The following is a 13759-nucleotide window of genomic DNA, read 5'->3' on the forward strand; positions in this document are numbered from 1 at the left end:
CCTGGTTCTCCGCGCTCAAGGCGACGAGATCGTGAAAAGCGGCGTCGCGTAGCCCGAAGGCGCCATAGGCCATGATCCCGTTGCCTCCCTCCAGCTCCGCCATCTCCTCCAGCATTCGTCGCAGACCGGCCACCTGCTGCAAGGATGCGCGTTCGGCGGATCTGCGCGCCGCTGCCGGCTCGAGGAGCAGGCGGAGCTCAAGCATGTCCTCGAATCGCTGACGAGTGATTTGGGGAGGAATGCGATAGCCGGCATGGGGCACACGCACGACCAGGCCCTCGGCCTCCATGCGGTTCAGAGCGTCTCGAATCGGCGTCTGCGAGACCCCCAGCTCTCGCGCCAGGACGTCGATCGTGACGCGGGAGCCAGGCTCGATCCGCAGCGACATCAGCTGTCCGAGCAGCGTGTCGTACACCTCGTCGGCAAGCCGGCCGCGAGATCTTCCCGGCGGCGCTCCGCCTGTCATGGCCCCACGGCGCCGCACGATCATCGTTTCGTCGTCCATCGTGACGTGAGGTCCTTTCTGGAGTTTTCGGGAACCTGTTGACGTCGTTCGCAACGCTGCTGGATGTTGACGCCCCCACTCGGATCGTATAGGAAAGGTGGCGGATGCCAGCCATCCTTCCTCCATCTCGGAACCGCCCGTCATCGCTCCGCTTCGATCAGTTGGAGCTCCCATGAGCATGCTCGACGTCCTACTCGGCTCGCCGCCGGGCCACACAAGGGCCGAAGGACCTCTCGACTGCTTGAAGCCCCATTACGTCGCGGCGTACTCGTGACGCCGGTCTGCGGGTCAGCCCCTGCGACAGCCGGCAACACGCCTGAACACCCCCCAGTAACTGCTCGGCGAAGCACGCAGTAAGGCTCCAGAGCTCCCCACTCAGAAAGCAGGCAAGAAGATGCGGTATCCAAAGCGAATAGGACGACTGTCCGTTCCTCGTCGAACGGCGCACCTGGCGACGGCGGCCCTGTTGGTGGCCGCCATGGCGGCCTGCGGCCAGGACGACGGCGCGAATTCGAGCGCCCCCAAGGCGCCGGCGACCATCCCGGAGCTCACCAAGGACCCGCTGACCCTCAGCTTCATCTGGTTCGACTGGCCCCCCGCCCACGCGCTGGAAACCTTCGCGAACGCGGAGTACACCAAGGAGCGGCCGAATGTGACCATCAAGGTCAACACCGTGCCGAACGCGAACTGGCACGACGCGATGTTCACCCAGTTCGCGGCGCACAAGACCGACTTCGACATTCCGGTCCTGGACTCTCAGCACATCGGTGAGGCCGTGACGAACGGCAACATCCTCGACATCACCGACTTCGTCAAGAAGAACATCGACGTCAAGGCCTACAACCCGTACCTCCTGGCGGCCTACGGCCAGTTCCCCCAGGCGGAGACCGGGAAGCGCGACGAGAACGCCAGCCTGTACGGACTGCCGCTGCTCGGCGACACCTGGACGATGATCTACCGCAAGGATCTGATCGGCGACACGCCGCCGAAGACCTGGGACGAGATGATCTCGGTCGCCGAGAAGTGCCAGGCGGACAACCCCGGCGTCAGCGGGCTGGCTTTCCACCAGGCCAACGGCTCCGACGCCGCGGCCGTGACCTACAACACGGTCAACGGCCTCTACGGCGGCAACCTCTGGGACGCCAAGGCGCGCAAGATCGAGGGCGTCATCAACGACGCCGCGGGCCAGGAGGCGATGGACATCCTGGTCAACAAGATGAAGCCGCTGACCGCCAAGGGCTCCGGCAACTGGTTCATCGACGAGGTGAACGCGGCGGTCGCCCAGGGCAAGGCATGCATCGCGTTCAACTGGATCGCCGCGAGCGGCGCTCTGCTCGACCCGAAGCAGTCGACGCTCGGCTCCACAAAGGAAGAGATTCTCGACAAGCTGGGCTTCGCCCCCCTGCCGAGTCAGAAGACGAACCTGGTGCCTCTCGGCGGCATGGGAATGCACGTGTCGGCCTACTCCTCCAAGGAGAAGCAGGCTGAGGCTCTGAACTTCATGAAGTGGTTCGAGCAGGCGGACATCCAGAAGAAGTGGGCCGCGGCCGGTGGCGTGCCGGCGCGTACGGACGCCCTGGAGTCTCCCGAGTTCCTCAACGCCGGACCGTTCAACAAGGTGTACACCGAGTCGGTCCCGCGCATGCGGGACATGTGGAATGTGCCCGAGTACGCGCGCCTCATCGACATCGAGAACACCAACGTCAACGCGGCTCTCAACGGCGCGAAGGCGCCGAAGGACGCGCTCAATGACATCGCCAAGGAGCAGCAGAGCGTGCTCGACTCCAGCGGCCGCAAGGGCGGCGGCGGACTGTGAGTGACCCCGTCTCTCTGACGACGGACCGCCCCGGGCAGGTGGCGTCGACGACGCCGCCTGCACCGGGTCGGTCCCGCCACTTGAGCGACCGCTGGCTCGCGGTGCTCTTCATCTCCCCCGCGTTGCTGCTGTTGCTCGCGATGTCGGTTTTCCCGTTGCTGTGGGCGCTGTACCTGTCTTTCACCGACTACTCGGCCACCCGCGGGGGGCCCGCCACCTTCGTCTGGTTCGGCAACTACACCGCCATCCTGGCTTCGGCGCAGGTCCACCTCAGGGCCTTGACGACGTTGATCTACGTGGTCGGCGCGGTCGCCCTGCAGACCGTGCTCGGCTTCTCCATCGCCTACCTGATCTCACGGCGCACGCACGGGCGAGGACTGCTGACCACTCTGTTCCTGGTTCCGATGATGCTGTCGCCGGTCGTGGTCGGGCTGTTCTGGCGATTCATGCTCGACGCGCAGTTCGGCGTGATCAACAGCATGCTCGGCTCGCTCGGCCTGGGGCAGGTGGAGTGGCTCACCCGGCAGCAGACGGCGTTGTTCTCCCTGATCGTGGTCGACACGTGGCAATGGACGCCGTTCATCATGCTCATCGCACTCGCCGGCCTTACCGCGGTCCCCAAGTACTTGTACGAGGCCGCCTCGATCGACCGGGCGTCCGAGTGGTTCCGGTTCCGCACCATCACTCTTCCGCTGGTGTGGCCGTTGCTCCTCATCGCTGTGTTGTTCAGGGCCATCGAGGCCTTCCGCCTGTTCGACCTCGTCTACATCCTCACCAGCGGAGGTCCGGGGGTCTCCACCGAGACGTTGTCGTTCCACGTCTACAAGGTCGCGTTCCTGGGCTTCAACACCGGAACCGCCTCGGCGTACGGGATCCTCATGGTCCTCATCGTCATCGTCCTCACGCAGCTCTACCTGCGCTACCTCAACAAGCTCAAGGAGGACTGATGGCCGTCTCCGTCGACGAGGCCGTGGCCACAGGTCCTGCCCGGGATCGCACGCCCTCCGCGCGCCGTCTCGGCGGCCGGGGCCGCTCCGTGCTGGAGGTCGTGCTACTGACCGTGCTGGCCGTCGTGATGCTGTTTCCGGTGCTGTGGATGATCGAGACGTCCATCAAGGAGAACCGGGACGTCTACGCCATCCCGGCCAAGTTCTTCAACTTCACGGTCACCATGGACCATTTCAAGGACGTGTTCGTCGCCCCCGGCGGCGGTCGCTCGGCCTTGTCCGTGGCGTTCCTCAACTCCGTCCTTGTCGCCGGGGTCTCCACGGCGCTGGCCACAGTGCTGGGAGTCCCGGCGGCCTGGGCCTACTCACGCTTCTCCGTGAAGGCCAAGAAGGACCAGCTGTTCTTCATCCTGTCCACCCGTTTCATGCCGCCTGTGGTGGTCGTGATCCCGATCTTCCTCATGTATCGCCAGGTCGGACTCATCGACTCCAAGCTCGGCCTGATCCTCATCTACGCCGCGTTCAACGTCCCGTTCACGATCTGGATGATGAAGGGGTTCGTCGACGAGGTGCCCGCGGAGTATGAGGATGCCGCCATGCTCGACGGCTACACCCGTATGCAGGCGTTCTGGCGATTCACCCTTCCCCTGCTCCTGCCCGGGATCGCCGCGACGGCGGTCTTCGCACTCATCTTCTCGTGGAACGAGTTCGTGTTCGCCATCTTCCTCACCTCCAGCGACGGCGTGCGGACGGCCCCACCCGCCATCGCCGGCCTCATCGGTGGAACCACTGTGGACTGGGGTCTCGTGGCCGCCGCCTCCCTGGTGTTCGCCCTACCGGTGCTCATCTTCGCCTACCTGGTGCGCAAGCACCTCGTCGCCGGCGTGACCCTCGGGGCGGTGCGACGCTGATGGCGGGCATCGAGGTGACCGCCCTGCACAAGCGCTACCCGGACGGGACGGTCGCGGTCGAGCACGTGGACCTGTCCATCGGCGACGGCGAGCTGTTCGTGATGCTCGGCCCTTCGGGCTGCGGCAAGACGACCACGCTGCGGGCCATCGCCGGCCTGGAGAGGCAGACGACGGGCGACATCCGCATCGGCGACACGCTGGTCAACGACCTGCCGCCCGCCGAGCGCGACATCGCCATGGTGTTCCAGTTCTACGCTCTCTACCCGCATCTGAGGACCCGCGACAACCTGGCGTTCCCGCTGCGGGCCGAGGGACTGCCCAAGTCGGAGGTGCAGGAGCGGGTCGACGAGGCCGCCCGGCTGATGCGGCTCGGTCCGCTCCTGGACCGCCGACCGCACCGGCTGTCCGGCGGGGAGCAGCAGCGCGTCGCGCTTGCTCGCGCCCTGGTGCGGCGACCGCGCGCATTCCTCATGGACGAACCCCTCACCAATCTGGACGCGGAGCTGCGTGCGGACATGCGCACGGAGATCAAGCACCTGCAGGGGGAACTGGGGACGACGATGGTCTACGTCACCCACGACCAGGTCGAGGCGATGTCGCTCGGTCACAGGATCGCCATCCTCAACAAGGGGCGCGTCGAGCAGATCGGCACGCCGCTGGAGGTCTACGACCGTCCGGCGAGTCTTTTCTGCGCCGCGTTCATCGGCTCTCCGCCGATGAACCTGATCGAGGTGGAGGTGGCCGACGGGAAGCTGCGCAGTCAGGGCGGGCTGGTCCTCACCCCACCGCCGAACCTGCCGCGCGACCGTCGCCTGGTCGCAGGCGTCCGGCCGGAGGCGCTGGAGGTCACGGAACCAGGGGCGGAACGTTCGGTCCCGGCCCGCGTGGTCTCGGCGGAGTGGCTGGGCGACGAAATCATCTACGTGGTTGACTACGGCGGCCAGCGCGAAGTACGGGTTCGGATGCCACCGACTGTCCGTTTCGCCGCTGACGCACCGGTCGGGCTGCGGCACACCGGCGGGCCCCCGCCGGTCTACGACGTGAGCACGGAAGAGCTGGTGGCCTGATGGGAACCGTGGCAGTGGAAGGGCTGCGCAAGTCCTTCGGTAAGGTCCAGGCCCTGGACGGGGTGACGCTGGACGTGCCGGACGGCTCGTTCTTCGTCGTGCTCGGGCCCTCCGGGGCGGGCAAGACGACGACCCTGCGAGCGATCGCCGGCCTTGAGAAGCTCGACGCCGGGTCGGTGCACCTGGACGGGAGGGACGCGACCGGTGACCCCCCGGCGGCACGCGACCTGGCCATGGTCTTCCAGAGCTACGCCCTCTACCCGCGACTCACGGCGTACGAGAACATCGCTTCGCCGCTGCGGGCACGCCGGTCTTCTTCGAGCGAGATCGCCGCTGCCGTCGAGCGGATGTCGAGCCTGCTGCACATCGAACGTCTGCTGCAGCGTCGTCCCTCGCAGATGTCCGGCGGTGAGATGCAGCGTGTCGCCCTGGCACGGGCGCTCGTCCGTCGCCCGCGCGCGTTTCTCATGGACGAGCCGCTGACGAACCTCGACCTCAAGCTCCGCGTCGAGATGCGCACCGAGCTCACCCGCATCCACCGGAGCCTCGGGGGAACCTTCGTCTACGTGACCAACGACCAGGTCGAGGCGCTGTCCATGGCCGACCAGGTCGCGGTCATCAAGGAGGGGAAGGTGCAACAGGTCGGAACGCCGACCGAGGTGTACGAGCGTCCGGCCAACCAGTGGGTCGCGGGCTTCGTCGGAAGCCCGCCGATCAGCCTGCTCGCCTGCCGCGCCGAGGGAGATCGTCTGATCGGGGAAGGCTGGACGCTGCCGCGGCCCCGCTGGACCACGGCTGAGGACGGTCGTCCGCTGATGCTGGGCCTGCGCGCGGAGGACCTGTCCGTCGAGCAGCGTGGTGACGCGTCGTTGCCGGGTGAGCTCTACGGGCTTGAGCCGCTCGGTGACCGGACGGTGGTCGACGTCCGGGTGGGGACGGAGATCCTCAAGGTCAAGGCACGACCCAGTGTCACCGGTACGCCGGGCGAGCGGCTGCATGTCACGGTCGACCTGGACCGTGCGCACCTGTTCGATGCGGGCACCGGGCTGGCGCTGTCCGAGGCCGGGAGGTAACCGCCCGGGAGGTAACCGCACAGGGCGGCGACGTCACCACGCGCCGCACGTGCGATCGGGCCTCGGTGGACCGTCACCGGTGAGCATGGCCTGACGACGTGAAGCAGCCATGGCCCGAGAAGGCGATCGGCGGCGCGGGGCGTCGCCCTGCGGCCAGGGCCGAGGCCAGGTTCGACCCGCTCGGCAACCTCGACCCCGACGAGGTCGTGTGACCCGTTCGTCAACGCGCGTGCCGCGATCGCCGAGGTCACACCGGACATCACCAAGAACATCACAGGAGGCGACGCAATGAGCGACCCGATGAACGTCCTGGCCCCCGAGCACCGGCGGCTCCGGATCGGCGACACCTGGCGCGACGCCGCCGGCGGAGCCACCTTTGCCGTCGAGGACCCGGCCACCGGCAAGGCCATCGCCGAGGTGGCGGACGCCGGCGTCGTCGACGGGCTCGCCGCTCTGGAGGCGGCGAGCGAGGCGATGGCGGAGTGGGCGGCGACCCCGCCGCGAAAGCGGTCAGAGCTGTTGACCGCGACGTACCGGGCACTGACCGAGCGATCCGAGGAGGTCGCCCGGCTGATAACGCTCGAGATGGGCAAGCCGCTCGCCGAGGCCCGGGGAGAGGTGGCCTACGGCGCCGAGTTCTTCCGTTGGTTCGCCGAGGAGGCGGTGCGCATCGAGGGGCGCTACAACACCGCTCCCGGTGGTGGGTATCGCATCCTCACCGTGCCGAAGCCGGTCGGACCGTGCGTCTTCGTGACGCCCTGGAACTTTCCGCTGGCCATGGGCGCCCGTAAGATCGCCCCTGCGCTGGCGGCGGGCTGCACGACTATCACCAAGCCGGCGGCCCAGACGCCACTCACCATGCTGCTCCTGGCCCGCATCATGGAGGAGGTCGGCGTTCCCCCGGGCGTCGTCAACGTCGTGACGACCAAGCGTTCCGGCGATGTGGTCTCAGCACTGCTGGCCGACCGCCGGACCCGCAAGCTTTCGTTCACCGGATCGACCGAAGTCGGGCGCGTGCTGCTACGACAGGCGGCGGACAACGTGCTGCGCACATCCATGGAACTGGGCGGCAACGCGGCCTTGATCGTATGTGCCGACGCGGACCTGGACGTCGCGCTCGACGGTGCCATGGTGGCCAAGATGCGCAACATCGGGGAGTCCTGCATCGCGGCCAACCGAATCTACGTCGAGGAGCCGGTGCTCGAGGAGTTCACGACGCGCTTCGCCAAGCGGATGGGCGCGCTTTCGGTGGGCCATGGTCTCGACGACGGCGTGGACGTCGGAGCGTTGATCGACGAGCCCTCGGTCAACAAGATCGACGAGCTCGTCACCGACGCGGTCGATCGCGGCGCCCGTGTCCTGGTGGGCGGCGAGCGTCCGGATGGGCCGGGCCACTTCTACCCGCCGACGGTCCTCGTCGACGTGCCCGAAGACGCGCAGATCCTGGAGGAGGAGATCTTCGGCCCGGTGGCGCCGATCATCTCGTTCACGTCCGACGACGAGGTGATCGCGAAGGCCAACGACACCGAGCACGGCCTGGTCGGATACGTCTTCACCCGTGACCTCCAGCGGGCGCTCCGGTTCACCGAGGGGCTGGAGACGGGGATGGTCGGCATCAACCGTGGTTTGATCTCGGACCCGTCTGCTCCGTTCGGAGGCGTGAAGCAGTCGGGGATCGGCAAGGAGGGGTCGCACGAGGGCATCCTCGAGTACCTCGACGTCACCTACGCGGCGATCGACCTACCGTGACCGGCCTGCTGCTCCGGGTGCCCGCCGAGGATCACCGCGCCCTGTGCACACATGGCCTGACCGGCCTCCACCTGTCGGGCGGGACCCGGGCCATGGCCGGCACGAATCCGCCGGCACCCGGGCCCGACCGAGCCGGGGAGCCCGGCGTGCGCCTGCGCCACCCGGCAGCCGACCTTGCCGACGCCGTCCCGGTCTCGCAGGTGACCCGGACGTCCGCCCAGCAAACCACCGCCGACGTTCCAGAGAGGCACCGACATGCTTGAGACCGTCCGCGGACCACGCCAGCTGATAGTGGGCGAAGGGGTCGCGCAGAACATTCCACGAGTGGTGGCCGAGTGTGGCTCGCGAGTCCTCATCGTGACCGACCGGGTTGTTCTGGGACAGCCGAGCGTGGCCGAGATCGTGGCCTCCGTGCGGGAGAAGGTCGCGGCCGTCGGGGTGTTCGCCGACGCGACTCCGGACGTGCCGCTCTCCGATGTCGCCCTGGCCGTCTCGGCCGCCGCAGAGGTGGACGCCGACGTGATCCTCGCCATCGGGGGTGGCACGGTGATCGACCTCGGCAAAATCGTCGGCGTCATCCGGCGCCACGGTGGGACGCCGCGCGACTTCTACGGGGAGTCGAAGGTGCCGGGGCCGACGATTCCTCTCGTCGCGGTCCCGACGACGTCGGGCACCGGCTCCGAGCTCACGCCCGTCTCGGTGCTGACCGACCCGGACCGCGAGCTGAAGGTGGGGGTCTCCAGCGTCCACATCGTGCCCGACTTCGCCATCGTCGACCCCGAGCTCACCTACTCCTGCCCTGCGTCCGTCACCGCCCACTCCGGCATCGACGCGTTTTGTCACGCGGTGGAGAGCTACACCGCGCGGCCCCGGGCCCACGGACCGCGCGACCCGGTGGAGCAGGTCTTCCTGGGCCGCAACCCGATCACCGATCACTACGCGCTCCTGGCCGCGGAGCGGATCGCCCGCAGCTTGCCCCATGTCGTCAGGGACGGAGGTGACAAGGAAGCGCGCGCGGACATGTCCTATGGGTCCATGCTGGCCGGGCTCGCATTCGCCCACGCGGGCACCGCGGCTCCGCACGCCCTCCAGTACCCCATCGGCGCGGCCACCCACACGCCGCACGGCCTGGGCGTCGGGCTCCTGCTGCCCTACGCGCTGGACGCGGCCAGGGATGCCATCGGCGACCGGTTGGCCGTCCTCGCCAGGGTGTGCGGGCTCGACGTGACCGACGCCTCGGATGCCGAGGCCGCAGATGCGTTCCTCACCTGGCTCGACGGGCTCCTTGCCGACATCGGCATCCCTGCCACCTTGGCGGACATCGGCGTGGCACGCGCCGACCTCCCGCGCTTCGCCGAGATGGCCAGTGGCGTCACCCGCTTGATCCAGAACCATCCAGGCCCGACCGACATCGCCAGCCTGACCGCGATCCTCGAAGCGGCCTGGAGCGGGGACCGGACCCGGCACGTCCTGACTCCGTAACAGAGCTGGTGACGGCCTTTCCCCTGACGACGAGTTCCCTGCCCCGTCCTGGGTAGCGCAATTGTCGGCTACGCCCCACCCGACCCCCCGCCACCGATCCGGCTGCACCCACCGACCTGGTCGTCGGGTACAGCCGGATCGGTCATGAATGCCGGCACTGCCGCATCCAGCACCTCGGTCGCCGACTGCGCCGGGAAGGCCAGCAGGCGAGCGACCTCCAGCCGGGCACAGACCACCCCCAAAGGAAGCCATTCAGGCGCATCCGCCCGCTTTACGGCGAGCACTACGGCGACCCCAAGCTCGGACGCTTCGGGCGGTCAGCGCGGCAGGCGGAGCCCTGCGATGAGCAGTCCGGCCAACCGGCGGGCGTCGTAGTCGGGATCGTGCTCGGCGCCGATGCAGAGGTTCCCGACACCGCGCATCAGCTGGATGGCCGGGATGTCGGAGCGGATCTCGCCGGCGGCGGCCGCGGCGTCGAGCAGCCGGGCGCACACGGGCACGAGGCGGTCGAGGAAGTAGGCGTGCAGGGCGTCGAAACCGGCGTCGTCGGAGCGCAGCACGGCGGCCAGTCCGTGCTTGGTGACCAGGAAATCGACGAAGAGGCCGATCCATCGTTCCAGCGCGGCGTACGGCGTCGCGCCGGACGCCAGCAGGGCCGGTCCGGCCTCGGCGCAGGCCTCGACCTGGTGCCGGTAGACGGCGATGATGAGATCCGCTCGCGTCGGGAAGTGACGGTAGATCGTGGCCGTCCCGACGCCGGCCTTGGCCGCGATGTCGCGTACGGGCGCGTCCACCCCTGAGGCGACGAAGACCGCGGCGGCCGCGTCGAGCAGGGTCTTCTCGTTGCGCCGTGCGTCCGCCCGTCTGGGCCGGGCCGCCCGCCCCCCGCCCCCATCGCTGTCATTCATCGCGCGGCTCCCTCCGTCACCGGACTTGCTAAACGGGACGTTGTTCCGTATCGTCAAAACGGGACACGGTCCCGCTTGCTCATCATGCCAGAGCAGTGGACCGGCGACCAAGCCATGTGCCGTTCCCACGCACCCCTTTCCGGTTGACCGCCGGCGGCGCTCTTATGTCGCGCTGCCGGTGTCGAAAGGACCGACAACCCCATGCCGCATTCCCTCCATCCCAGTTTCGGGATCATGACCGCTCCGCAACAGGTCGGCTACCACGACGTCCTGCGGGTCTGGCGCGAGGCGGACGCGATCCCGCAGATCGAGCACGCGTGGCTGTTCGATCACCTCATGCCGATCGCCGGCGGCCCCGACGGGCCGGCCTACGAAGGCTGGACGCTGCTCGCCGCCCTCGCCGCGCAGACCCGGCGGCTGCGGCTCGGCGTGCTGGTGACCAGCAACCGGTTCCGGCCGCCCGCGATGCTGGCAAAGATCGCCGCGACCGTCGACGACATCTGCGGCGGACGGCTCGACTTCGGCATCGGCGCCGGCTCACGGCCCGGTCACCCGCTGGCCCGGCGTGAGTACGACGCACACGGCCTGCCCTTCCACGACGCCGCGCACGCCGCGGAGAGCCTCGCCGAAGCCTGCACGGTGATCCGGCGCCTGTGGACCGAGGCCGAACCGTTCGACTTCCACGGCACTCATATCCGGCTCACCGGAGCGTTCTGCAACCCCAAACCCGTCCAGCGCCCCCATCCGCCGATCCTCATCGGCGGACGCTCGTCCCCGACGCTGCGCGTGGCCGCCGAGCACGCCGACCTGTGGAACATCCCGGGCGGCGACATCGACGACGTCGTCCGCCGCAGCGCGCTGCTCGACCGCTACTGCGCCGAGATCGGCCGCGACCCCGCCTCCATCACCCGCTCGATCCACCTGCCCGTCTCCTACGACCGGCCCGGCCCCACCCGGGACGCGATCGCCGAGGCGATCGGCGCGGGCTTCCGGCACATCGTCCTCGGGCTGCCGTCGCCCTACCCCGACGGCGTCGCCCGGTGGGTGACCGACGAACTCATCACCTCACGAAACAACTGAGAGGAAGACCAATCCATGACGCACGCAGGCATGGCGGCCACCGATGTGAACGTCGGCGCGCCCACTCCGGTCATCTCGGTGAAGCCGGTGGTGCTGCCGGCCCCCGGCCGCGGCGAGGACCTGCGCGTACGCGTGTCCGCGCCGGCGACCGGAAACGAACTACCGGTCATCGTCTTCTCGCACGGCTTCGGGGAGTCGATGGACGGTTACGCCCCGCTGGTCGACTTCTGGACCGCCCACGGCTTCGCGGTGGTCCAGCCCACCCATCTCGACTCGAGGACGCTGAACCTTCCTCCCGACGACCCCCGTACGCCGCTGATCTGGCGGTTCCGCGTCGAGGACCTCACGCGCGTCCTCGACGGGCTGGAGTTCGTCGAAGCCGCCGTTCCCGGCCTCGCCGGGCGGCTCGACCGGAGCCGCATCGCCGTGGCCGGGCACTCCTGGGGCGCCCAGACGGCGAGCATGCTCCTGGGCGCGCGCGTCCTCGGCGCGGAAGGCGAGCCGGGAGAGGACCTGTCGGACCCGCGGATCACGGCGGGTGTGCTGCTCGCCGTCCCCGGCGCGGGAGGAGCCGACCTGACTCCGTTCGCCGCCGAGCACTTCCCGTTCATGAACCCGGGCTTCGCGGAGATGACCACACCGGCCCTCGTGGTCGCGGGAGACCGCGACCAGTCCCTGCTGTCGGTCCGGGGGCCGGACTGGTTCACCGACGCGTACTTCCAGAGCCCGCACGGCAAGAGCCTGCTCACTGTGTTCGGCGCGGAACACTCGCTCGGCGGGATCTCCGGCTACAACGTCACGGAGACCACGGACGAGAACCCCGCGCGGGTCGCCCTGATCAGGCGTCTCACGTGGGCCTACCTTCGCACCGCCCTCGGTCTCGGGGATTCCACCTGGCCGGCGGCGCGTGCCGCGTTGGCGGAGGCCGGCGAACCACTGGGCCGCGTCGAATCCCGATGAATCCCCGACAGGCGCACCGCGCCCCTCCCCCGGCTCGTCACCGGCGTAGGGCGCGCGGTCGCTCACCGGCCGGCCGGCGGCGCGGTCAGTAGGGGGACGCCGAGTTGCTCGCGGCCCAGCGCTTCTCGGCGTCGGAGCCTCCCGGAGGCGGCGCGATCCCGTTGATCATCCAGAGGTCTTCGCTGGTCTCGTCGACGTGGAACTCCCAGTGCAGCGCCGCGTGCCCTTCGAGGTGGGGCTGCAGCATGCTCTTGATCCATTGGGCGGTCCGGCGCCGGCTCTCCCGGTCGGGGTTGCTGCGGGCGATGTGGTCGACGGTGATGCGGACCCCGGCCGGGGTAGGCTCCCCGCCGACGTAGAAGTCTTCGGGCCGGGTCTGGTGGAACAGCGTGACCACGTAGAACCGGGGCAGCCCGATCTGTTCGTAGTGGTCGGCGATACGGGCGGCGAGCCGGTGCTTCTCCGTGTCGGTGAAGATCCCGGGCGTGTGATGGATGGTCCACAGCGGCATGGCGGTTCGGTACTCCTTGAGTGCGCAGATGCGGTCTCAGCGGGCGGTCGAGAAGGTCAGGTTCTCCACGGGACCCGACAGCGCCGCCTTGGCGGCGACCGTGACGTCGTCGGCCAGCACCTCCGCGACCCCGGACTCCAGGCCGTCGACGATCCGCGCGGCCACGTCGGCCGGATCGGCCTTCGGCAGTTCGAGGTCGGAGACCATGTCGGTGTCGATGAAGCCCGCGTGCACCCCGACGACCTGGGTGTTCTGGCGCGCCAGTTCGATCCGGAGCGAGTTCGTGAGGGACCACGCCGCCGCCTTCGACGCCCCGTAGGCGCCGCTGCCGGCCAGCCAGGACAGCACGGAGTGCATGTCGACGAGCGCGCCCCCGCCGTTCGCGGCCAGGATCGGCGCGAAGGCCCGCGCCATCCGCAGCGGCCCGAAGACGTTGACGTCGAACGTCACGGTGACGTCCTCGAAGTCACCCGTCAGCAGCGGGGCGGGCAGCAGGACCCCGGCGTTGTTGAACACGATCTCGGCGTCGGTGGCGATCTCCGCGAGGGCGGTGACAGACGCCGCCGAGCGGACCTCCAGTTCGGCGCCGACGACCCCTGGACGGTCGTCGGCGTACGCCGAGCGCGCGGTCGAGTACACCTTTCGCGCCCCGCGTGCCAGCACCTCGTCGACCAGCGCCGCGCCGAGTCCACGCCGGCCCCCCGTCACCACAACCACCCTGCCCGCCACCGCGACCATGACGTCCCCCTG

14 protein-coding genes are annotated in these 13759 nt (G+C 68.9%); 9 read left to right on the top strand and 5 right to left on the bottom strand.

From position 1 onward, the window contains the following. A partial coding sequence (locus tag BXA11_RS36420; RefSeq protein WP_076441998.1) for a GntR family transcriptional regulator occupies positions 1–505 on the bottom strand: 505 nt, incomplete at its 3' end. A 478-nt stretch (positions 506–983) separates the two neighbouring features. On the opposite strand from BXA11_RS36420, the gene BXA11_RS36425 reads away from it, so the two are divergent. From BXA11_RS36425 to BXA11_RS36450, 6 genes are all read left to right on the top strand, one after another. Beyond that, the gene (locus BXA11_RS36425; protein ID WP_204054029.1) at positions 984–2321 is read left to right on the top strand and encodes an extracellular solute-binding protein; all 1338 of its coding nucleotides are present in this window, start codon (positions 984–986) and stop codon (positions 2319–2321) included. Between the two features lie 80 nt (positions 2322–2401). Further along, on the top strand, positions 2402–3268 hold the full coding sequence (locus tag BXA11_RS36430; protein WP_204054028.1) for a carbohydrate ABC transporter permease: 867 nt from the start codon (positions 2402–2404) through the stop codon (positions 3266–3268). Then, positions 3268–4179 carry a carbohydrate ABC transporter permease gene (locus BXA11_RS36435; RefSeq protein ID WP_076442004.1) on the top strand — a complete coding sequence of 304 codons (912 nt, stop codon included), beginning with the start codon at positions 3268–3270 and terminating at the stop codon, positions 4177–4179. The genes BXA11_RS36430 and BXA11_RS36435 overlap by 1 nt, the downstream gene beginning before the upstream one ends. After that, the gene (locus tag BXA11_RS36440) at positions 4179–5246 is read left to right on the top strand and encodes an ABC transporter ATP-binding protein (RefSeq protein ID WP_076442007.1); all 1068 of its coding nucleotides are present in this window, start codon (positions 4179–4181) and stop codon (positions 5244–5246) included. Before BXA11_RS36435 ends, BXA11_RS36440 begins: the two co-directional genes overlap by 1 nt. Beyond that, positions 5246–6319 carry an ABC transporter ATP-binding protein gene (locus tag BXA11_RS36445; protein ID WP_076442009.1) on the top strand — a complete coding sequence of 358 codons (1074 nt, stop codon included), beginning with the start codon at positions 5246–5248 and terminating at the stop codon, positions 6317–6319. The genes BXA11_RS36440 and BXA11_RS36445 overlap by 1 nt, the downstream gene beginning before the upstream one ends. A 288-nt stretch (positions 6320–6607) precedes the next feature. Beyond that, entirely contained in the window at positions 6608–8068 is a 1461-nt protein-coding gene (locus BXA11_RS36450; protein WP_076442012.1) for an NAD-dependent succinate-semialdehyde dehydrogenase, read from the top strand. Here BXA11_RS36450 and BXA11_RS42735 read toward each other — a convergent pair. Next, complete coding sequence (locus BXA11_RS42735) at positions 8044–8325, bottom strand: hypothetical protein (RefSeq protein WP_143734727.1); 282 nt, start codon at positions 8323–8325, stop codon at positions 8044–8046. The two genes, BXA11_RS36450 and BXA11_RS42735, sit on opposite strands and share 25 nt — an antisense overlap. Between BXA11_RS42735 and BXA11_RS36455 the strand changes: the two genes are divergently transcribed. Continuing rightward, a complete protein-coding gene (locus tag BXA11_RS36455; protein ID WP_076442014.1) occupies positions 8324–9550 on the top strand; it encodes an iron-containing alcohol dehydrogenase in 1227 nt (408 codons plus the stop codon). The two genes, BXA11_RS42735 and BXA11_RS36455, sit on opposite strands and share 2 nt — an antisense overlap. Positions 9551–9867: 317 nt before the next feature. On the opposite strand, the gene BXA11_RS36460 is transcribed toward BXA11_RS36455, so the two are convergent. Next, positions 9868–10458: a TetR/AcrR family transcriptional regulator gene (locus tag BXA11_RS36460; RefSeq protein WP_030511135.1), complete on the bottom strand. Its 591-nt coding sequence runs from the start codon at positions 10456–10458 to the stop codon at positions 9868–9870. Between the two features lie 234 nt (positions 10459–10692). Between BXA11_RS36460 and BXA11_RS36465 the strand changes: the two genes are divergently transcribed. Together BXA11_RS36465 and BXA11_RS36470 are read left to right on the top strand one after the other, a co-directional pair. Continuing rightward, complete coding sequence (locus BXA11_RS36465) at positions 10693–11538, top strand: LLM class flavin-dependent oxidoreductase (RefSeq protein ID WP_239105278.1); 846 nt, start codon at positions 10693–10695, stop codon at positions 11536–11538. 15 nt (positions 11539–11553) lie between these two features. After that, the gene (locus BXA11_RS36470; RefSeq protein ID WP_239105277.1) at positions 11554–12498 is read left to right on the top strand and encodes an alpha/beta hydrolase family protein; all 945 of its coding nucleotides are present in this window, start codon (positions 11554–11556) and stop codon (positions 12496–12498) included. Between the two features lie 85 nt (positions 12499–12583). Here BXA11_RS36470 and BXA11_RS36475 read toward each other — a convergent pair whose 3' ends face one another. After that, positions 12584–13009 carry a tautomerase family protein gene (locus tag BXA11_RS36475; RefSeq protein WP_076442021.1) on the bottom strand — a complete coding sequence of 142 codons (426 nt, stop codon included), beginning with the start codon at positions 13007–13009 and terminating at the stop codon, positions 12584–12586. A gap of 36 nt (positions 13010–13045) precedes the next feature. Next, entirely contained in the window at positions 13046–13747 is a 702-nt protein-coding gene (locus tag BXA11_RS36480) for an SDR family oxidoreductase (protein ID WP_076442023.1), read from the bottom strand. Positions 13748–13759: the final 12 nt, after the last annotated feature.

This window comes from Microbispora rosea (assembly GCF_900156315.1).
In the GTDB taxonomy this organism is placed as follows: domain Bacteria; phylum Actinomycetota; class Actinomycetes; order Streptosporangiales; family Streptosporangiaceae; genus Microbispora; species Microbispora rosea.